The organism is Rhizobium sp. TH2, from assembly GCF_024707525.1.
GTDB lineage: Bacteria > Pseudomonadota > Alphaproteobacteria > Rhizobiales > Rhizobiaceae > Rhizobium_E.
The window spans coordinates 96,695-116,260 of the sequence record NZ_CP062231.1 but is presented as its reverse complement, the minus strand read 5'-3'; the positions used below and the strand labels follow the sequence as shown (position 1 = coordinate 116,260).

Below are 19,566 nucleotides of genomic sequence, written 5' to 3'. Positions count from 1 at the left end.
TGCCTGGTAAAATTTTGGTGCCGCTTGCAGGACTCGAACCTGCGACCCCATCATTACGAATGATGTGCTCTACCACCTGAGCTAAAGCGGCGTACTCGTGCCCGGACAAGTCCGAAGCGACGGTCGAGAGGGCTGATAGCGCCAACGGCGGGAGAATGCAAGGTGGGGCGGATAGGAATTTCAGATTTGCGACGAATGCGGATTTCGCGGCCCATGCGCGATCAGCCGCCGCAAATCTTGGCCTTCGCTGCCCGGTATTCGGCGTCCAGTCTGTCGATCAGGGCCGCTGTGGGTTCTATCGCCTTGACGGCACTGATGCCCTGGCCGGAGCCCCAGATTTCTTTCCAGGCCTTGGGGCCGCTCGTTGCCTTTTCGAAGTCCATCTTGGAGGGGTCGGCCGTTGGCAGCGCGTCCGGGTCCATGCCCACCGCGCGGATCGAGCCCTTGAGGTAGTTGCCCGGGATGCCGGTGAAATAGTTGGAATAGACAATATCGGCGGCGGCGGAATCGACGATCATCTGCTTGTATTCGTTCGTCGCGCGCGCTTCCTCGGTGGCGATGAAGGACGAGCCGATATAGGCCATGTCGGCGCCCATGGCCTGTGTTGCCAGCACCGCGCCGCCTGTAGCGATGGCGCCCGAGAGAAGCAACGGTCCAGCGAACCATTCGCGGATTTCCTGGACCAGCGCGAAGGGCGAGAGCGTGCCGGCATGGCCTCCTGCGCCCGCCGCCACGGCGATCAATCCGTCGGCACCTTTGCGGATGGCGGAATTGGCGTGGCGGTTGTTGATCACGTCATGCAGCACGATACCGCCATAGGAATGGATGGCGTCGTTGACCTCCGGCACGGCGCCAAGCGAGGAAATGACGATCGGAACCCTGTATTTGACGCACATCTCGAGATCGTGCTGCAGCCGCTTGTTGGAGCCATGGACGATCTGGTTGACCGCGTAGGGTGCGGCCGGACGGCCGGGATTGGCTGCATCATGGGCGGCGAGCGTCTCTGTGATCTCGGACAACCATTCATCGAGCTGGCTTTCGGGCCGGGCGTTGAGCGCGGGAAAGGAGCCTACGACGCCCGCCTTGCACTGGGCGATGACCAATGCCGGATGGGAGATGATGAACAACGGCGCCGCCACCACGGGGATGCGGAGATTGGCGGAGAGAATGGATGGCAAGGCCATAATGCGGTTCCGTTCTGGCGCGACGACTGATTGGAGATAGACCAAGTTCCCGAGATTGTTCAAGGTTGAATTTTCTTCCCACCGGAAACTTGCCATTATTTATGCGCAAAGGCGAATGCAGGACGGGCGGATGAGAGACGATCCGCTTGCCAATCCGGAAGCGAATGGGTTACCGCATTATCGACGCGCGACCGCGCGCGAGGAATCAAGGAACGACGTGAATTGAGCGGACTGGAACAGGCGATCAGAAATGCGCTGGAGCGCGCCGAAAGGTCCGACCCGGATATTCGCGCGCGCATCTACCAGTCGGCGCGCAATGCGCTGGATACCGGCCTGCGCAAGCAGGAGGTCGGCGACCCGCAGGTGATCGAACGCCAGCGCCAGCGGCTCGAAATGACCATCAACGAGATTGAGGATGAGGAACTCTCGCGGCTCCGCTCGATCGCCCAGTTCGAAAGAGTGGCGCTGGACCGGGAGCCCGAGGACGATCCCGCCGTCGTCGAGCATGCGCCGGAAAGCGTGCCCTATGACGATACGGTCGAGGATGCCGCGCCCGTCATTGAGCATGAGGCCTCCCCCCCGTTCGAACAACAGACACAGCGGGACGTCCGGATCGACCCCGAGCAGCAAGATGTCCGCAGGGAGCCTGAGATCCGGGTCGAGCCGAACGAGCAAGCGTCCGCTGCCCAGCCGACGGAAGACGATACGCTTTCCGATTTTTTCGCCACGCGCGAGCACCGGGAGGAAAAGCCCGCGCGCCAGATGGAGGACACGAATTGGGACGAGGCGGCCGGCTCGCCGGTGCCGCGCGAGCCTCGCAAGGGCCGCGGAGCGGGTTCCGCCCTGGTGTCCCTGTTCGTCTATGCCTGCCTGATCGGGATTATCGGCACGGGCGCCTGGTGGCTTTATGCGACGGGCATGATCGATGCCGCGATGAAGGGCAATACGGATTTCGATCTGGTGCCGAAGCAGTTGCAATCCGCCAGCTCGGAGACCACACCTGCCGAAACACGGCTCGATACGCTGCGCGGTTTCTCGGGCGAATGGCTGGATATCTACAAGCCGGGCAGCAATAGCGACCTTGCGCGTCCGCGTTCCAAGGCTTCGATCGACGAGGGCCGCGACAGCGACGGCGTGGCGACCATCATCGCCTCCAATGCGCCGGATCAGGATGGCGATGTGCTGGTGGAAGTGCCGGCTTCGATACTGCAGGAGCTTGCCGGCAAGACCTCGACGCTGGCGATCACGGTGAAATCGAATACCGAGAAGCCCGCCCAGATCTATATCCAGTGCGAATTCAAGACGCTGGGTGATTGCGGCCGGCACCGCTATACCGTGACCAACGAACGTGCCGACGAACTGATCCAGGTGAAATTCGAAGGAAAGCTCGGGCCGAGCGAGGCAGGCCATATCGTGATCAACAGCGATCTCACCGGCGAAGGCAGCACCATCCGCCTCTATGGCATCAGAGTGCTGCCGGGCTCTTAGATCGCTTCATTGTTAAATGAAATCATTCTGTTGGCCGAGACGGAGTCGGATATTCGTTCGGTCGGCGCGGGTCGTAGCCCAGTTCTACGGCCAAGGCGACCGAACGAATAGGCGGCCCGTATCGGCCAACCCCGAAGGGGCCGGGCATCTTTCCGCCAGGATCAGAGGCGATCGGCTCGGACGTACGTTGGGGTATGCCCTTCGCCAATCGCCTCTGCCCTGACGAAAACCTGCTCCGGCAGAATGCTTCCATTTAACAATGAAACGATCTAGGTCCCAGAGGTCAGACTTCCATTGCATAACCCGCGCCGCGCACGGTGCGGATCACGTCGGGCATGTTGGAGAGATTGAGCGCCTTGCGCAGGCGGCCGACATGGACGTCCACGGTGCGTTCGTCGACATAGATGTCGTGGCCCCAGACACCATCGAGAAGCTGCGAGCGGGAGAAGACGCGGCCCGGCGACGACATGAAGAATTCGAGCAGCTTGAACTCGGTCGGCCCGAGCCGGATCTCGCGCGAGCGACGATGGACGCGGTAGGTCTCGCGATCGAGCTCGACATCGCCGCATTTCAGCAGCGACGAGATCGCGCTCGGCCGCACCCGGCGCAGCATGGCTTTTACGCGGGCCATCAGTTCAGGCGTCGAGAAAGGCTTGACGACATAGTCGTCCGCTCCGGTGGAGAGGCCGCGAACGCGCTCGCTCTCTTCGCCGCGCGCGGTCAGCATGATCACGGGCAGGCGCTCGGTCTGCGGACGCATCCTGAGGCGGCGGCAGAGTTCGATGCCGGAGACGCCCGGCAGCATCCAGTCGAGCACAAGGAGATCAGGCACACGCTCCTGCAGGCGTATGTCGGCTTCGTCACCACGCGGGATGACCTCCACCTCGTAGCCTTCAGCTTCCAGATTGTAGCTGAGCAGTGTGCCCAGTGCCTCCTCGTCTTCGACGACCATGATTCTCGGCTGCATGAGACTCCGTTCCCGGTGTTAGATCACCGGTTTCCGAGGGCGCCCTCCGGGCACCCGGGGTTCAAAGGGCTGGCTGGACGACGGATGCCGTGTTGTCATCCTTGGGCCGCTCGCCGGCCGGCTGCTCGCCGGTCGACATGTAATAGATCGTCTCGGCGATATTCGTCGCGTGGTCACCGATGCGTTCGATGTTCTTGGCGCAGAACAGGAGATGCGTGCAGGGCGTGATGTTGCGCGGATCTTCCATCATATAGGTCAGAAGCTCGCGGAACAACGACGTGTACATCGCATCGATCTCTTCGTCGCGGGCACGGATCTGCTCGGCCTTTTCAGGCGAACGCGTCGAATAGACGTCGAGTACGTCCTTGAGCTGCGACAGAGCAAGCTCCGAGAGGTGCTCGATACCACGGGCGAGCGGGCGCGGAATGCCCGATGTCTGCACAGCGATGACACGCTTGGCGGTGGACTTGCCGAGGTCGCCGACGCGCTCCAGGTCGGATGCGATGCGGATCGATCCGATGATCTCGCGAAGATCGGATGCAACGGGCTGGCGCTTGGCGATCATCAGGATCGCCTTGTCGCCGATTTCACGTTCCGTCGCGTCGACGATCGTGTCTTCCGAGATCACCCGCTGGGCGAGCGCGGAATCGGCGGTTACGAGCGCATGGATCGCATCGGAAACCATCTGCTCGACCATGCCGCCCATTTCGGCGATGCGGCGGGCGAGCGTCTTCAGTTCGTCGTCGAATACGGAATAGATGTGGGACGATGTTGTGGTCATCGGAAATCCTCCTGCCGGACAGCCGGCGAAATGCGTATCAGCCGAACCGGCCCATGATGTAATCCTGGGTGCGCTGGTCGTCCGGATTGGTGAACATCTTGTCTGTGTCGTTCTCTTCCACGAGGTAGCCCAGGTGGAACATGGCGGTGCGCTGGGAAACACGCGCGGCCTGCTGCATGGAGTGGGTGACGATGACGATGGTGAAGTTCTCGCGCAGTTCGTGGATCAGTTCCTCGACCTTGGCGGTGGCGATCGGGTCGAGCGCCGAACAGGGCTCGTCCATCAGGATGACTTCGGGGCTGACGGCGACGGCGCGGGCGATGCAGAGGCGTTGCTGCTGGCCGCCGGACAGGCCGGTGCCGGGCTCAAGCAGGCGGTCCTTCACCTCGTTCCAGAGACCGGCGCGTATCAGGCTTTTTTCGACGATTTCGTCGAGCTGGGCCTTGCTGGCGGCGAGGCCGTGGATGCGCGGACCGTAAGAAACATTCTCATAGATCGACTTGGGGAACGGATTGGGCTTCTGGAAGACCATGCCGACGCGGGCCCGCAACTCGACCACGTCGAGCGAGGGCCGGTAGATATCGCCGCCATCAAGCGTGATGTTGCCGGTGACGCGGCAGCCTTCGATCGTGTCGTTCATGCGGTTGAGCGTGCGCAGGAAGGTGGACTTGCCGCAACCGGACGGGCCGATCAGCGCGGTGACCGTGTTCTCGCGAATGTTCAGATTGACGTCGAACAGCGCACGTTTCTCGCTGTAATATACGGAGACGTCCTTGCCGATCATCTTGTAGGTCTGTTCGGTATTCATGCTCTTGCCAATCGTCTTTTCGACTTCGATATCTGTAAGCATATTCATGGGACGTACTCCTTACCAGCGGCGTTCGAAGCGCCGGCGCAACAGGATCGCGGCGAGGTTCATAATGATGAGGAAGATGAGCAGCACGATGATCGCGCCCGACGTGCGTTCGACAAAGGCGCGCTCGGCCTCGTTCGCCCACATGTAGATCTGCACCGGCAGAGCCGTCGCGGGCTCGAACGGCGTGGTCGGATAATCCACCACGAAGGCGACCATGCCGATCAGCAGCAGCGGTGCGGTTTCGCCAAGTGCATTGGCGAGACCGATGATGGTGCCGGTCAGAATGCCCGGCATGGCGAGCGGCAGCACATGATGCGACACGGTCTGCATCTTGGAAGCACCGAGGCCGAGCGCGGCCGCGCGGATCGACGGCGGAACTGCCTTCAGTGCCGCGCGGGTCGCGATGATGATGGTCGGCAACGTCATCAGTGCCAGCACGAAGCCGCCGACGATCGATGCCGAGCGCGGCATGCCGACGAAGTTGATGAAGATCGACAGGCCCAGCAGACCATATACGATCGATGGCACCGCGGCGAGATTGTTGATGTTAACCTCGATGAGGTCGGTCCAGCGGTTCTTAGGCGCGAATTCCTCGAGATAGATCGAGGCACAGACGCCGATCGGCAGAGCCAGCGCCAGCACGATCAGCATCGTATAGATCGAGCCGAGGATAGCGACGCCGAGACCGGCGGCTTCAGGACGGCTGGATGCGCCAGCCGTGAAGAAGGCCGGATTGAAGTGTTCGCGAAGAACACCGGCCTCCGAGAGCTTGTTCATGATCCCGACCTGGGCGTCCGACACCTTGCGGTTGGCTTCGGCTGAGGTCAGGTCGATCTGGCCCTTGTATGCCGAGTCGATATTGGCGGAGGCCAGGAACGTGACCGGCACTGTCTTGCCGATGATATCCGGGTTGGCGAGCACCATGTCGCGAAGCTGCGCGCGGACGCCATCGGAGACGAAGCCCTTGAGCTTGGCGATCTCGGGGCGATTCTTCGGATCGATGCCGGCGATCTTGGCAACCGCGTCACGCGCGAGGTTCGGATAGTTGGCGGTAATCAGCACCTTCGGATCGGTTGCACGCTTGTTCGTGGGATCGATGACCTTCTCGGAGAACTCGACCGGCACGGTGATCATGGTCTGGAAGAAGGCCGTGTAGCCCTTCGAGACGATCGAGACGAGCAGCAGGACCAGGAAAGCCAGGCCAATGATGATCGCAGCGGCGCCATAGATGCGGAAGCGCTTCTCGGCGGCGCGGCGGCTCTTGATGCCGATATCGCGGGGGGCAGCGGCGGCCGAAGTGCCGGCCGGGTTGAATACAGCGTCGGTCATTCGTACTGCTCCCGGTATTTACGGACGATGTAGAGCGCGTAGACATTCATGATCAGCGTCAGCACGAAGAGCGTGATGCCGAGCGCGAACGCCACAAGCGTCTGCGGGGAATTGAATTCAAGGTCGCCGGTCAGCTGGTTGACGATCTTGACGGTGATGGTCGTCATCGGCTCGAAAGGCGAGAATTGCAGGTTCGCCGCGACACCGGCCGCGAGAACCACGATCATTGTTTCGCCGATGGCACGCGAGCCGGTGAGAAGAAGAGCACCCATGATGCCCGGGAGCGCAGCGGGCAGGATGACCCGCTTCATGGTTTCGGACCGGGTGGCGCCGAGGCCGAGCGAACCGTCGCGCATTGCCCGCGGCACCGCGGTGATGATGTCATCCGACAGCGACGACACGAACGGAATGAGACGGATGCTCATCACGAAGCCGGCCGTCAGCACGCTCTGCGCTTCGATGAAGTTGGTGTAGTTGCCGGTCAGTGCGCCCCAGAGCCCGGTCGAAAAATCGCGGAAGAACGGTCCGATCGTGATCAGCGCGAAGAAGCCGTAGACGATGGTGGGGATACCGGCCAGGATTTCGAGCAGCGGCTTGACGATGGAACGGACCTGGCGCGAGGCGTACTCGGCCATGTAGATGGCGGCGAACAGGCCGATCGGCACTGCGATCAACATGGCGACCAGCGCGATGTACATCGTGCCGAGCAGCAGAGGAATGAGGCCGAACTGGCCTGCAGTGCTGCCGCTGGTCGAGAAGCGCGGATCCCACACGGTACCGAAGAAGAAGTTGACCGGAGAAACCTGACCGAAGAAACGGAAGGTTTCCGAGATCAGCGAGCCGACGATACCGAATGTCGTGAGGATCGCGATGGTGGACGACAGGATCAGCGCCCAGAGCATGAAGCGCTCGACATTGTTGCGGGCGCGGAAAGTTTCCGAGACACGCGTATAAGAGAAATAGCCGCCGCCCAATGCGATCAGGATCGAGGCAATAGCAATGATCCAAAGGGATGTTGACGTTTCGCTCATCAGGCGCTTGGCAGCATCGATCATGAAAGGCTGCGGATCCTGGGCCAGCGGCAGGCCCTTCGAGCCCAGCACCGACTTGAACCTGGTGATATCACCATCAACCGCGGCGCGCTCTTCGGATGTCAGCAGGTCGAAGCCGGTCGCGATCGACTTGACCATGCCGTAAATGATGTCCTGCTCGTTCTGCGGCTTTGCAAGGTGCTCCGCGGGCAGCGACGCCCTTACCGAGCGCTCGACGAAGTTCGAGCCGACATTGGCCGCAACGATGAGAAAGAGAGCAGCTGGCAGGATCGCCCAGATGGCGGCATGCGCACCGAAATAGGAAGGACGGGAGTGCAGCTTGCGCACATCTCCGTTGACCACGGACACCGACTTTGAACGCGTCAGATAGTACGCGACCACGCCGATGACCAGAATTATCAGGAAAACCGAGGCGCTACCCATCTCAATACCCTAACTGGACGTTTTGGGCCTCATGCCCTTGAAAATGCGAATATGAAAAAGCCGGCGGGTTTTCACCCGCCGGCGTTCTTGCCATTACATGTTCTTCCAGCTGGACACGGCAGCGCGGATTTCTTCGCGCTCGGCATCCGGAGCCGGGATCAGGCCGTATTCGGCGAGCGGAGAGTCCGGGCCGATCATGGTGTCGGCGGTGAAGAATTCCACATATTCCTTCAGGCCAGGAACCGACTCGAGATGAGCCTTCTTGACGTAGAAGAAGAGCGGACGGGAAACCGGATATTCGCCCTTGGCGACGGTTTCGACGCTCGGCAGGACGCCGCCAACGGTGGCGACCTTCAGCTTGTCGGCGTTGTTTTCATAGAAGGAGAGACCGAATACGCCGACTGCCTTCTTGTCCGCATCGATGCGGGCGAGGGTTTCGGAATAGTCGCCGTCGATGTCAACAGCCTTGCCGTCCTTGCGGACTGCCTTGCACTTGCCTTCGGCTTCCTTCTTGTCGATGCCGGCCTTTTCCATGGCTTCGAGCGCGCCGGTGGCCTTGCAGCCGGCGATCAGGAGCTTTTCTTCGAACACTTCACGGGTGCCGTGCTTTTCGCCCGGGATGAAGGCCTGGATGTCGAGGTCGGCGAGCTTGGCGTTGACCTGCTTCCAGTTGGTGTTCGGGTTGGCGACGACCTTGCCGTCGACAACGATTTCGGCAGCGAGCGCCGTGTAGATATCGGCCGGCTCGAAAGCGAAATCCGGAGCGGACTTGTCGAGAGCGAAGACGATGCCGTCATAGCCGATCTTGACTTCGGTGACGTCGGTCACGCCATTGGCCTTGCAGGTTTCGAGTTCCGAGTCCTTGATCGGGCGCGAAGAATTCGCGATGTCGATGGTCTCGGGGCCAGCGCCCTTGCAGAATTCCTTGAGGCCGGCGCCGGAGCCGCCGGATTCAACGACCGGAGCCTTGAAATCCGAATAGGTTTCGGCGAACTGCTCGGCGACGATCTTGGCATAGGGAAGCACGGTCGAGGAACCGGCAATGTGGATCTGGTCGGCGGCAAAGGAAGCGCCTGCGAAGGCGACGGAAGCGACAAGCGCTGCCATGGTGGTCTTTACGAGTTTCATCTGATTTCTCCCGTTCGGGCTGGATTTGGCGGCGCCGGCAGCGGCGCCCTGGCCTGTGGTTTTATGCGGCCCGGTTCTCATTAGACCCTGGACACCCATGCTTTTATGTCATTTCGACGAAAGATTTATGACAATATATGTCATTGATTTTATTATGTAAAATATAAATCGTGGCTGTGACGCAGCTTTTTGCGTCAGAAACGCACTGTAAACGTGCTGCCCTGCCCGACTTCCGAGCGGATAATCAGCCGGGCGCGATGGCGTGTGAGAATATGCTTGACAATGGCAAGGCCCAAACCCGTTCCTTTCTTGGATCGGCTGCTCTCGACATTGACCCGATAGAAGCGCTCGGTGAGGCGCGGCACGTGCTCATCGGGGATGCCCGGACCATAGTCACGCACGCTCACTTCGACCGGCTGATCCGGCTCCGCTGATATCGTCACATCGACCTTCTTGCCATCCTGTCCGTACTTGCAGGCGTTCTCGATCAGGTTCTCGAAAACCTGCGTGAGTTCGTCCCGGTCGCCGATGACCATGACCGCCTGCGCGGGCAGCGTCTTGACGATCTCGACACCGACATCGCTCGCCAGCGGCGCCAGCGCATCGCAGACCGAGCCGATCAGCGGTACGAGGTCGACCGCATCCTGGGGTGCCAGGCGGGCCTTGAGTTCCAGGCGCGACAGCGACATGAGGTCGTCGACCAGACGGCTCATTCGCGTTACCTGCTCCTGCATGATGCCGAGGAATTTCTCCTGCGCTTTATGATCGTTGCGCGCCGGACCCAACAATGTCTCGATAAACCCGCGCAGCGAGGCGAGCGGCGTGCGCAGTTCATGCGAGGCGTTTGCCACGAAATCCGAGCGCATGCGGTCGATGCGGCGGGTTTCCGAAATGTCGCGGAAGATAAGGACATAATAGTCGGCCTCTCCCTGCGCCTTGATGACGCGCACCAGATAGACGCTCTCCGACGGAAGCATGGCGGAATATTCGATCGTTCCCGTCTTGCCCGTATCGAGCGTCTCGCGGATCGTATCGAGTACGGCAGGCAGGCGTATGCGCGCGGAAACATGCTGCCCATCGCGGAACTCACCGAAGGCATGCGCGGCCGATGGGTTCTGGTACAGCACGTATCCGCCGCGATCGAGCAGAAAAACCGGGCTGTCGAAGCCAGCAAAGGCAGCCCGCACTTCGAACAGCGGATCGCTGGCGATCTCTGCCGTCACGTCGTCCTGTGCGAGAGGCGCAGGTACCGGGTCACGGGTGAAGAATGCCGGCAGGATCGCGATCAGGATTGCGCCGATCGCCGCCCAGCCATTGCGGGTCGCGCCATAGACAATGAGCATGCCCAATGCGCCGCAAAGGATGTAAGCCTTGCGCCGCATCAACCAGCTCACAATTGTCCAGACTACCTGCATTGACGAGTCACCCTCACGCGATTAGCCGTCCCTAGCTATCCACCTGATGTGACAGGTCTTCCATGGACCGCTTGAATTCACAAGATAAATATGGGCAAGTCTCAGCCGGTGAAATCATCTGCAATCCGGGAGTGAACCATGGTGGAAGAGGTTGAGACCAAGCCGGTGGAGATCGAAATCGGCGGTGAGAAGCGCCTGTTCGACATCGAAAATCCTAAACTGCCCAGTTGGATTGACGACAAGGATCTGAAGTCCGGCGGCTATCCATATGACAAGAAGCTTGACGACGATGATTACGAAGAGGAACTCGAGCAGTTGCAGGTCGAACTCGTCAAGCTGCAGATCTGGCAGCAGAAGAGTGGCGCCCGGGTGATGGCGATCTTCGAAGGCCGGGACGCCGCCGGCAAGGGCGGATCGATCAATGCCGTCAAGATGAACATGAACCCCCGTTCGGCCCGCATCGTGGCCCTGACCAAGCCGACGGAAACCGAACGCGGCCAGTGGTACTTCCAGCGCTATGTCTCGACTTTCCCGACATCGGGCGAATTCGTGCTGTTCGACCGCTCCTGGTACAACCGGGCCGGCGTCGAGCCGGTCATGGGTTTCTGCACGCCGGAGCAATATGAGGCCTTCCTCAAGGTCGTGCCGCGCTTCGAGAAGATGATCGTCCATGACGGCATTCATTTCTTCAAGTTCTACCTCAATATCGGGCGCGAGATGCAACTCAAGCGCTTCCATGACCGCCGCCACGATCCGCTGAAAACCTGGAAGCTGTCGCCGATGGATATCGCCGCGCTCAACAAGTGGGACGACTACACGGAAAAGCGTGATCGCATGCTGAGGGAGACCGACACCGAGGAAGCGCCGTGGACCGTGGTCCGCAACAACGACAAGCGTCGCGGGCGGCTGGAACTCATCAAGCACATCCTCAATGCCATAGATTACGAAGGCAAGGACACGGACGTAATCGGCAAGGTCGATGGCAAGATCGTTTGCCGGAGCGAAAAATTCCTCAAATGAAGCTGGCGCGCCGTTAAAATCAGGAAGCCTCGACCGTGCGTATCATGTGCCTGAACGGCTGGGGCGGAAAGCTGCACGATCAATTGATCGACTATGTCAGCGCCGCTTCTCCCGACATTCTTTGCTTGCAGGAGGTGGTCCATACGCCGCTCGCCACCAAGGACTGGCTGGACTATCGGGATGGCGACCACGTGTTGCCGCAACGGGCGAATTTCTACCTCGACGTCGCAAGAGCGCTGCCGGGCCACACGGCGACCTTTTGCCCGGCCGCGCAGGGCGTTCTCTGGGACGGCGACAAAACAGTACCCTCGCAATGGGGGCTGGCGACATTTGTCCGGAACTCATTCCCGATTATCGGACAGATCCAGTCATTCGTTCACAAGGGTTTTTCGCCCAGCGATTATGGAGAACATCCGCGCTCGCGAAATGCGCATGCTGTCAGGCTTTTCGATTACGAGAGGAACTGGCCGGTATCCATCGTCCATACGCATGGACTGCGCGATCTTAACGGCAAAATGGATACGGCGGAGCGCTTGGCGCAGGCGCGCAGACTTACCGAACTGGCAACGAGAATTTCGGAGCCGGGCGATCGCCTCGTCGTCTGCGGCGATTTCAATGTTGAGCCGGAGAGCGAGACGTTCGGCATCCTGCGCGAGATCGGCTTGACCGATCTGGTCACCTCGCGCGGCTTTGCCGGGACACGCACCTCGCATTACACCAAGCCGGGCCGCTTTGCCGACTATATGCTGGTGAACGATGCCGTCACGGTCATCGACTTCGATGTCGTATCAGACCCCGAAGTGTCGGATCATTGCCCGCTTCTGCTGGAAATCTAGGTCAGTCGTTGGGTGAGGCACAAATAAAAACGGAGGCGAACCAGTCGCCTCCGAAAAAACCGTCATTTGCTCAACTCAGCGAACCCGGCGGCGCTCCGCCGAAGGCTGGTAGGCGAGCTTCTGGTGATAGGTGCAATAGGGCGTGTTATCGGGCGAGTCATTGCCGCAGAAGCAGAAGTCGTCCTTGAGCGGATCGCCGAGCGGCCATTTGCATGTGCGTTCGGTGAGGCGAACCAGCGGCAGGCGCTTGAAAATCGGCACGACCACATTGTTGCTGGTCGAGATTTGCATCTCCTCAAGCGCTTCGACCTCAATGTCTTCCTTGAGCATCGTTGAACCCGCCTGGCGGGTCACCGTGCGGGTAATCGTGCGTGGTGCGAAGGACTGAGGCCGCACCTGGGTCGAAACCGTCGAACGTTTCTGGGATCGGGCGGAGGTTGCCCCGCCAGCCTTGGCGCGACCGGGCAGGCTCAGCCGGTGGACCTTGCCGATCACCGCGTTGCGGCTGACGCCGCCGAGCTGGGCAGCGATCTGGCTGGCGCTCAAGCCCTCGGCCCAGAGCTTCTTCAGCCTCTCAACACGTTCGTCGGTCCAGTTCACGCCATTATCCATAATGTCATCCTTCCTACGGAATCCTTCACCGCACCCCAAGACAAGCCTGGGGGGCAAGGGCCCCTGAGTTTTCTGGTGACTAGTTCCGCCGCATGCAGTCTAGCTAATTCACCCCTAAACTAATGGTGCCCGGACTCCATGACAAGAGTGCCGGGAATCTGCGGGAATCAATTTTTGACTTATCCCCAAGATTGATTTGTCAACCGTCATTTTGATGCACGGCGGACCACCTGTCACGGGAACGCTCCCATTCGAGCAGTGGGTCAAGTGGCGCGGAATTGCGGGTTTTTGTTGACGGCGGAAGATCAAATGATAATAGTGCCGCTGCCGCCTGAAAGGGCGGCTTTTTGCTTTTGCCGAGCCGGGCGCAGCCGGGCATCGGCATGGAGCAACCATCCACGACAGGATAGACCAGGAGAACCGCGATGGCGGATGCCGCTACACTTTACGACACCTATGCTCGCGCCCCGATGCGCTTCGAGCGAGGTGAAGGCGTGTGGCTGATCACCGAAACCGGCGACCGCTATCTCGATTTCGCGGCAGGTGTCGCGGTCAATTCGCTCGGGCACGCGCATCCGCATCTCGTCGCGGCGCTGAAGGACCAGGCCGAGAAGCTCTGGCACACATCCAATCTCTATGAATCCCCCGGGCAGGAGAAACTGGGCCGGCGGCTGATCGAGAATACATTCGCCGACAAGGTGTTCTTCACCAATTCGGGCGCCGAGGCGCTGGAATGCGCGATCAAGACCGCGCGCCGCTATCACTATTCCAAGGGTCATCCGGAAAAATTCCACATCATCACCTTCGAAGGCGCCTTCCACGGCCGGACCATCGCGACGATCGCGGCAGGTGGCCAACAGAAATATATCGACGGCTTCGGCCCCAAGGCCCCCGGCTTCGACCAAGTGCCGTTTGGGGATCTCGATGCCGTGAAAGCGGCGATCACCGAGGCGACAGCCGGTATATTGCTCGAGCCGGTTCAGGGTGAAGGCGGCCTACGGAGCTTTTCGCCGGAATTCCTCAAGGCGATCCGCGCACTTTGCGACGAGCACGACCTGTTGCTGATCCTCGATGAGGTACAGTGCGGCGTCGGCCGTACCGGCAAGCTCTTCGCCTATGAGAGGGCCGGGATTACGCCCGACATCATGGCCGTGGCCAAGGGCATCGGCGGCGGTTTTCCGATGGGTGCGTGCCTCGCAACCGCAGAGGCAGCCTCCGGCATGGTCACCGGCACGCATGGCTCGACCTATGGCGGCAATCCGCTGGCGATGGCGGTGGGCAATGCCGTGCTCGATGTCGTTCTAGCCGAGGGTTTTCTGCAGCATGTCAACGATGTGGCGCTGGTTTTCCGTCAGGGCCTCGCTTCGCTCAACGATCGTTTCCCCGGCGTGATCGAGGAAATCCGTGGCGAAGGCCTGATGATCGGCATCAAGGCAAAGGTTCCGGCCGCCGACCTGTTGCAGGCAATCCGCGGCGAGAAACTGCTGGCCGTGATGGCGGGCGACAATGTCATTCGCCTATTGCCACCTCTTGTGACGACAGCGGAAGATGCCCGCGAGGGCCTCGCCCGACTGGAAAAGGCTGCCGAAAAGCTCGCACACCGATGATGCTTTGTCTCACCCTGAAATTCGACTAAACATTTCAAGATAAGACAGGCAAGGATCACGCGTATGGCGTCCGCTAAGCATTTTCTCGATCTCTCCGCAGTTTCCGCAGCCGACCTCCGGGTCATCATGGATGACGCCAAGAGCCGCAAGGCAGCCCTCAAGTCAGGCAATCCCGACAAGCCGCTCGCCGGCAAGATGCTGGCAATGATCTTCGAGAAGCCCTCGACCCGCACCCGGGTTTCCTTCGACGTCGGCATGCGCCAGCTTGGCGGCGAGACGCTGTTCCTCTCGGGCACCGAGATGCAGCTCGGCCGTGCCGAGACGATCGGTGATACAGCCAAGGTTCTGTCGCGTTATGTCGATGCGATCATGATCCGCACCACCGATCATTCCCGCCTGCTGGAACTGGCCGAGCATGCGACTGTCCCCGTCATCAACGGCCTGACCGACGCGACCCATCCCTGCCAGATCATGGCCGATATCATGACGTTCGAGGAGCATCGCGGGCCAATATCCGGCAAGACGGTCGCCTGGACCGGCGACGGCAACAATGTGCTGCATTCGCTGATCGAAGGCTCCGCGCGCTTCGGCTACCGGATGAACATGGCCGTGCCGCTCGGCAGCGAGCCCGACGACAAGTATCTCAACTGGGCGCGCAACAATGGCGGCAACATCATGCTGACCCATGATGCCGAAAAGGCCGTGAACGGCGTCGATTGCGTGGTCACCGACACCTGGGTTTCGATGAACCAGGAGCATCGGGCGCGCGGTCACAATGTGTTCCAGCCCTATCAAGTCAATGGCGCGCTGATGAAGCACGCGAAGGACGATGCGCTGTTCATGCATTGCCTGCCGGCGCATCGCGGCGAGGAGGTCACCGACGAGGTGATCGACGGGCCGCAGTCGGTCGTCTTCGACGAGGCCGAGAACCGCCTTCATGCGCAGAAATCCGTGCTGGCATGGTGCCTGGGCGCGATCTGACCGCCGAGCAAAAAACATCGGACTTGAATTCGTTGTCCAATTGACTACTTGAAGGCCAACGAAAAGCAGCCGATTATGGTGCTGCGTCAATGATCTCCGAGACAATGATGGCCGAAATCGAACTCAATCCCGGTAAGACCGGGTTCGCTGGTGACGATCGCGTCGTTCCCTTCCAGGTGGAAGGGCTCGATGTGCGCGGTCGCGCCGTTACACTTGGACCCCTGACGGACAAGATTCTGTCCCGCCATGCCTATCCGCCGCCGGTAGCTCGGCTGTTGTCCGAGGCGATCGCGCTGACGGTATTGCTCGGCACCTCGCTGAAATTTCAGGGCAAGCTGATCGTCCAGACCCAGAGCGATGGGCCGGTCAATTTCCTTGTTGCCGATTTCACCGCGCCCGACGGCGTGCGCGGCTATGCCCGTTTCGACGAACAGGCACTGGCCGCAGCACAGGCTGCCGGCAAGATCGAACCGCATGAGCTGCTTGGCAAGGGCATACTCGCATTCACGATCGATCAGGGCGAGGATAGCCAGCGCTACCAGGGCATCGTCGCGCTTGACGGCGAGACGCTTGAAGAAGCGGCTGCGGCCTATTTCCGCCAGTCCGAACAGATTCCGACCCGGGTGAAGCTCGCTTCGGCCGAGCTCTTCGATCGCGATCCGGACGGCAAGCCGCGTCATAGCTGGCGTGCCGGCGGCATGGTCGTGCAGTTCCTGCCGCAAGCGCCCGAGCGCATGCGCCAGCGCGACCTGCATGGCGGTGATGGCGATAACGGCCAGGAATTCGAGGAAGACGATACCTGGGCGGAAGCGCAGATGCTGACCTCCACGGTCGGGCCGGAAGAACTGACCGATCCCGATCTCGGCGTCGAGCGGCTGCTCTATCGGCTATTCCACGAGCGCGGTGTGCGCGTCTATGATGCGCAGCCGGTGCATGACCGCTGCTCATGCTCGCGCGACAAACTGCATGGCGTGCTATCCGGCTTTTCGGCGGAAGAGATCACATCGACGATCGAGGACGGAGAGATCCGCGCGGAATGCGAATTCTGCTCCACCATCTACAAGTTCGATCCTTCGGAGTTTCTCAGGCCCAACTAATTGAGCGTTCGCTGGATGCCTGGTGTGTCCAGCGAAAAGGCCGGGATGGCGACGTCGAAGGTCTCCCCGGTTTCGGCTTCCATCTGGTAGTGGCCGAACATCACGCCTGATGGCGTGTCCAGCGGACATCCGGAATTATATTCGTAGGTATCGCCGGGATTGAGCACCGGCTGCTCGCCGACGACGCCGGGTCCAGTCACCTCATCGACCTGGCCGTTCTCATCGGTGATGTTCCAATAGCGATTGATCAGCCTGACCTGCTGATCCGAATTATTGGCAATGACGATCCTGTACCCCCAGACATAGCGGCTGTCTGCCGGGTCGGATTGTTCGGCAAGATAATAGGGCTCGACACTGACTTCGATTTCGCGCGTTGTCGCGTGATACATACTGCTGGTACCCGATGTCCTTTCCGAAGCCGCATCTGCCGGGAGTTCTAGCCTTGCGGGCCTAGTTAGGTCAAGAATATCGCAGATGAACCTTGCCGGAGACTAAAGCGTTACATTCTGGCTTTCCGAGGGCGATCTGAGTGGCCGCCTGTTGTCGGAGCGATGACTGCTGCCTGCTTTTCTTCTGCCTTGGCCGGAACCATACGCGGGGCCAAGGACTTTAGGGTGCATGTACATGTACCGAGCAAACTGAGCAATGGGTCGCCTGATCGTCGTTTCCAATCGCGTTCCCCTCCCCGACCAGAATGGAATGGCGCCCGCCGGCGGCCTTGCGGTCGCACTTCAATCCGCCCTCGAGGCGCGCGGCGGAATCTGGTTGGGCTGGTCGGGAAAATCCACCGGGTCGGAGGATGTGGGTCCTCTCCAGTCGCTGAAGGTGGGCAATATCGAATATGCGCTCACCGATCTCACCGACCTTGATCTCGAGGAATATTATCAGGGCTTCGCCAACCGCGTACTATGGCCGATCTGCCATTACAGGCTCGATCTCGCCGAATATGGCCGGCGGGAAATGGCGGGTTATTTCCGGGTCAACCGCTTCTTCGCCAGCCGTCTGCTGCCGCTGATCGAGCCCGACGACCTGATCTGGATCCACGACTATCATCTGATCCCGCTGGCATCCGAACTCAGGCAGTTGGGCGTCACCAACCGGATCGGGTTCTTCCTCCACATTCCATGGCCCGCGCCCGACGTGCTCTTCACCATGCCCGTCCACGAGTCGCTTCTGCGCAATCTCGGCACCTATGATGTGGTGGGTTTCCAGACTGTCCATGATCGCGAGAACTTTGCGGATTGCATCGCTCGGCTAGAAATCGGCGAGCGGCTGAGCGATACGGAATTCCGCATTGGTGGGCGGGATCTCGTCGCGGAGTCCTATCCGATCGGCATCGAGACCGATGCCTTCACGACGCTTGCCGAACGCGCTGCCGGCACCACGCTTGCCAAGCGGATGCTCCAGAGCCTTGACGGCAAGGAGCTTATTATCGGCGTCGACCGGCTGGACTATTCCAAGGGACTGACCCAGCGCATCGACGCGTTCGAGAAATTTCTCATCAAGCACACGGAAAGCCAACGGAAGGTGACGCTTCTGCAAATCACGCCGAAATCACGCTCCGAGGTGCCCGAATATGAGGCGATGCAGCGCGCAGTGGCGGAGCAGGCCGGACGGGTGAATGGCGCGCTGGGCACCGTCGACTGGGTGCCGATCCGCTATGTCAATCGATCATTGCGCCGCCCGGCGCTGGCCGGGCTCTACCGCATGGCGAGGATGGCGCTCGTCACGCCATTGCGCGATGGCATGAACCTGGTCGCCAAGGAATTCGTCGCGGCCCAGAGCGAGGAGGATCCGGGTGTATTGCTACTCTCGCGTTTCGCCGGTGCCGCGCAGGAACTCAAGGACGCCGTGCTGGTGAACCCCTATGATGTCGAGGGGACGGCGGATTCGATCGCGCGCGCACTCGTCATGCCGCTGCTGGAGCGGCAACAACGCTGGCGGAGCATGATTTCCGTGCTGCGCACCAACGACGTGTTCCACTGGTGCGACAGCTTCCTGGGCGAACTCGGAAAGACCAAACCGAGCGAGATACCACGGGCGCGGGCTAGTTAGCCGAAACCGTCAACTGACCGGCAGCGCCGATACGCCGCCATGCGCGGCCGACCATGCGAGCGGATCGTCGAGAAATTTCTGCACCGAGGCCAGCTTGTCGTTGTCGAACAGCGCCTGCTGACGCGCGACTTCCAGCACCTGCCGCCAGGTCGCGATATGATGCAGTGTCACGCCGCCATTGGTGAAACGTGCCTCGGCCTCCTTGAATATGCCGTAGTAGAACAGCGCCATCCCATGATCGACAATACCGCCGGCCCTTCGGATCGCATCGATGAAGGTGAACATCGAACCGCCGGCCGTGGTCAGGTCCTCTATCACGAGGACGCGGGCGCCTTCCTTCATCTCACCCTCGATCTGAGCATTGCGGCCATGGCCCTTCGGCGCCTTGCGGACATAGATCATCGGCAGCGACAGGCGCTCGGCCAGGAACGCGGCGAAAGGAATGCCCGCGGTCTCGCCGCCCGCCACGCAATCGAATTGTTCGAAGCCTGCCTCCGACATCACGGTCGCGGCGGCGAAATCCATCACCGCCGAGCGAATGCGCGGATAGGAAATCAGCTTGCGGCAATCAATGTAGACCGGGCTCATCATGCCGGATGCCAGCTTGTAGGGTTCCTCGGGCCGAAAATGCACCGCCTTGATCTCCCAGAGCATCTTGGCCATCAGGTGGGCCATGGTGGCCTTGTCGGTGAATGCGTTGGAAAACATCGGCGGACTCCGGGATCGGTGCGTTTC

At 60.6% G+C, this 19,566-nt stretch carries 18 protein-coding genes and 1 tRNA gene; 7 read left to right on the top strand and 12 right to left on the bottom strand.

Annotation, left to right across the window (positions count from 1 at the left end):
- Positions 1 to 15 precede the first annotated feature (15 nt).
- A tRNA-Thr gene (locus IHQ71_RS00660) sits at positions 16 to 91 on the bottom strand.
- A gap of 130 nt (positions 92 to 221) precedes the next feature.
- Positions 222 to 1,184, bottom strand: a complete 963-nt coding sequence (locus IHQ71_RS00655) for a nitronate monooxygenase family protein (protein WP_258159955.1) — start codon at positions 1,182 to 1,184, stop codon at positions 222 to 224.
- Positions 1,185 to 1,406: 222 nt separating this feature from the next.
- On the opposite strand from IHQ71_RS00655, the gene IHQ71_RS00650 reads away from it, so the two are divergent.
- On the top strand, positions 1,407 to 2,672 hold the full coding sequence (locus IHQ71_RS00650) for a hypothetical protein (protein WP_258159954.1): 1,266 nt from the start codon (positions 1,407 to 1,409) through the stop codon (positions 2,670 to 2,672).
- Between the two features lie 283 nt (positions 2,673 to 2,955).
- Here IHQ71_RS00650 and phoB read toward each other — a convergent pair whose 3' ends face one another.
- The 7 genes from phoB to phoR all read right to left on the bottom strand — a co-directional run bounded on the left by phoB (position 2,956) and on the right by phoR (position 10,623).
- Complete coding sequence (phoB, locus tag IHQ71_RS00645) at positions 2,956 to 3,639, bottom strand: phosphate regulon transcriptional regulator PhoB (protein ID WP_258159953.1); 684 nt, start codon at positions 3,637 to 3,639, stop codon at positions 2,956 to 2,958.
- Positions 3,640 to 3,700: 61 nt separating this feature from the next.
- Positions 3,701 to 4,420, bottom strand: a complete 720-nt coding sequence (phoU, locus tag IHQ71_RS00640; RefSeq protein WP_258159952.1) for a phosphate signaling complex protein PhoU — start codon at positions 4,418 to 4,420, stop codon at positions 3,701 to 3,703.
- Between the two features lie 37 nt (positions 4,421 to 4,457).
- Entirely contained in the window at positions 4,458 to 5,276 is an 819-nt protein-coding gene (gene pstB, locus IHQ71_RS00635; RefSeq protein ID WP_258159951.1) for a phosphate ABC transporter ATP-binding protein PstB, read from the bottom strand.
- 12 nt (positions 5,277 to 5,288) lie between these two features.
- Positions 5,289 to 6,605, bottom strand: a complete 1,317-nt coding sequence (gene pstA / locus IHQ71_RS00630) for a phosphate ABC transporter permease PstA (protein ID WP_258159949.1) — start codon at positions 6,603 to 6,605, stop codon at positions 5,289 to 5,291.
- Positions 6,602 to 8,080: a phosphate ABC transporter permease subunit PstC gene (gene pstC / locus IHQ71_RS00625; RefSeq protein WP_258159948.1), complete on the bottom strand. Its 1,479-nt coding sequence runs from the start codon at positions 8,078 to 8,080 to the stop codon at positions 6,602 to 6,604. Before pstC ends, pstA begins: the two co-directional genes overlap by 4 nt.
- 93 nt (positions 8,081 to 8,173) lie before the next feature.
- Positions 8,174 to 9,208 carry a PstS family phosphate ABC transporter substrate-binding protein gene (locus tag IHQ71_RS00620; protein WP_258159947.1) on the bottom strand — a complete coding sequence of 345 codons (1,035 nt, stop codon included), beginning with the start codon at positions 9,206 to 9,208 and terminating at the stop codon, positions 8,174 to 8,176.
- Positions 9,209 to 9,402: 194 nt separating this feature from the next.
- On the bottom strand, positions 9,403 to 10,623 hold the full coding sequence (gene phoR, locus IHQ71_RS00615; protein WP_258159946.1) for a phosphate regulon sensor histidine kinase PhoR: 1,221 nt from the start codon (positions 10,621 to 10,623) through the stop codon (positions 9,403 to 9,405).
- Between the two features lie 138 nt (positions 10,624 to 10,761).
- Between phoR and ppk2 the strand changes: the two genes are divergently transcribed.
- Together ppk2 and IHQ71_RS00605 are read left to right on the top strand one after the other, a co-directional pair.
- Positions 10,762 to 11,643, top strand: coding sequence for a polyphosphate kinase 2 (gene ppk2 / locus IHQ71_RS00610; protein WP_258159945.1), 882 nt, complete (start codon positions 10,762 to 10,764; stop codon positions 11,641 to 11,643).
- A 35-nt stretch (positions 11,644 to 11,678) separates the two neighbouring features.
- Positions 11,679 to 12,479: an endonuclease/exonuclease/phosphatase family protein gene (locus IHQ71_RS00605; RefSeq protein WP_258159944.1), complete on the top strand. Its 801-nt coding sequence runs from the start codon at positions 11,679 to 11,681 to the stop codon at positions 12,477 to 12,479.
- Positions 12,480 to 12,554: 75 nt separating this feature from the next.
- On the opposite strand, the gene IHQ71_RS00600 is transcribed toward IHQ71_RS00605, so the two are convergent.
- The gene (locus IHQ71_RS00600) at positions 12,555 to 13,079 is read right to left on the bottom strand and encodes a GcrA family cell cycle regulator (RefSeq protein WP_258162992.1); all 525 of its coding nucleotides are present in this window, start codon (positions 13,077 to 13,079) and stop codon (positions 12,555 to 12,557) included.
- Between the two features lie 437 nt (positions 13,080 to 13,516).
- Here IHQ71_RS00600 and IHQ71_RS00595 point away from each other — a divergent pair, with 437 nt between their 5' ends.
- The 3 genes from IHQ71_RS00595 (at position 13,517) to IHQ71_RS00585 (ending at position 16,776) form a co-directional block, all read left to right on the top strand.
- Complete coding sequence (locus IHQ71_RS00595; protein WP_258159943.1) at positions 13,517 to 14,698, top strand: aspartate aminotransferase family protein; 1,182 nt, start codon at positions 13,517 to 13,519, stop codon at positions 14,696 to 14,698.
- Between the two features lie 63 nt (positions 14,699 to 14,761).
- Positions 14,762 to 15,679: an ornithine carbamoyltransferase gene (gene argF / locus IHQ71_RS00590; protein WP_258159942.1), complete on the top strand. Its 918-nt coding sequence runs from the start codon at positions 14,762 to 14,764 to the stop codon at positions 15,677 to 15,679.
- 107 nt (positions 15,680 to 15,786) lie between these two features.
- Positions 15,787 to 16,776, top strand: coding sequence for an Hsp33 family molecular chaperone (locus tag IHQ71_RS00585; RefSeq protein ID WP_258162991.1), 990 nt, complete (start codon positions 15,787 to 15,789; stop codon positions 16,774 to 16,776).
- On the opposite strand, the gene apaG is transcribed toward IHQ71_RS00585, so the two are convergent.
- Entirely contained in the window at positions 16,773 to 17,165 is a 393-nt protein-coding gene (gene apaG, locus IHQ71_RS00580; protein ID WP_258159941.1) for a Co2+/Mg2+ efflux protein ApaG, read from the bottom strand. The genes IHQ71_RS00585 and apaG overlap by 4 nt on opposite strands.
- 256 nt (positions 17,166 to 17,421) lie before the next feature.
- On the opposite strand from apaG, the gene otsA reads away from it, so the two are divergent.
- The gene (gene otsA / locus IHQ71_RS00575) at positions 17,422 to 18,831 is read left to right on the top strand and encodes an alpha,alpha-trehalose-phosphate synthase (UDP-forming) (RefSeq protein WP_258159940.1); all 1,410 of its coding nucleotides are present in this window, start codon (positions 17,422 to 17,424) and stop codon (positions 18,829 to 18,831) included.
- 9 nt (positions 18,832 to 18,840) lie between these two features.
- On the opposite strand, the gene IHQ71_RS00570 is transcribed toward otsA, so the two are convergent.
- On the bottom strand, positions 18,841 to 19,539 hold the full coding sequence (locus IHQ71_RS00570) for an orotate phosphoribosyltransferase (RefSeq protein WP_258159939.1): 699 nt from the start codon (positions 19,537 to 19,539) through the stop codon (positions 18,841 to 18,843).
- Positions 19,540 to 19,566 lie beyond the last annotated feature (27 nt).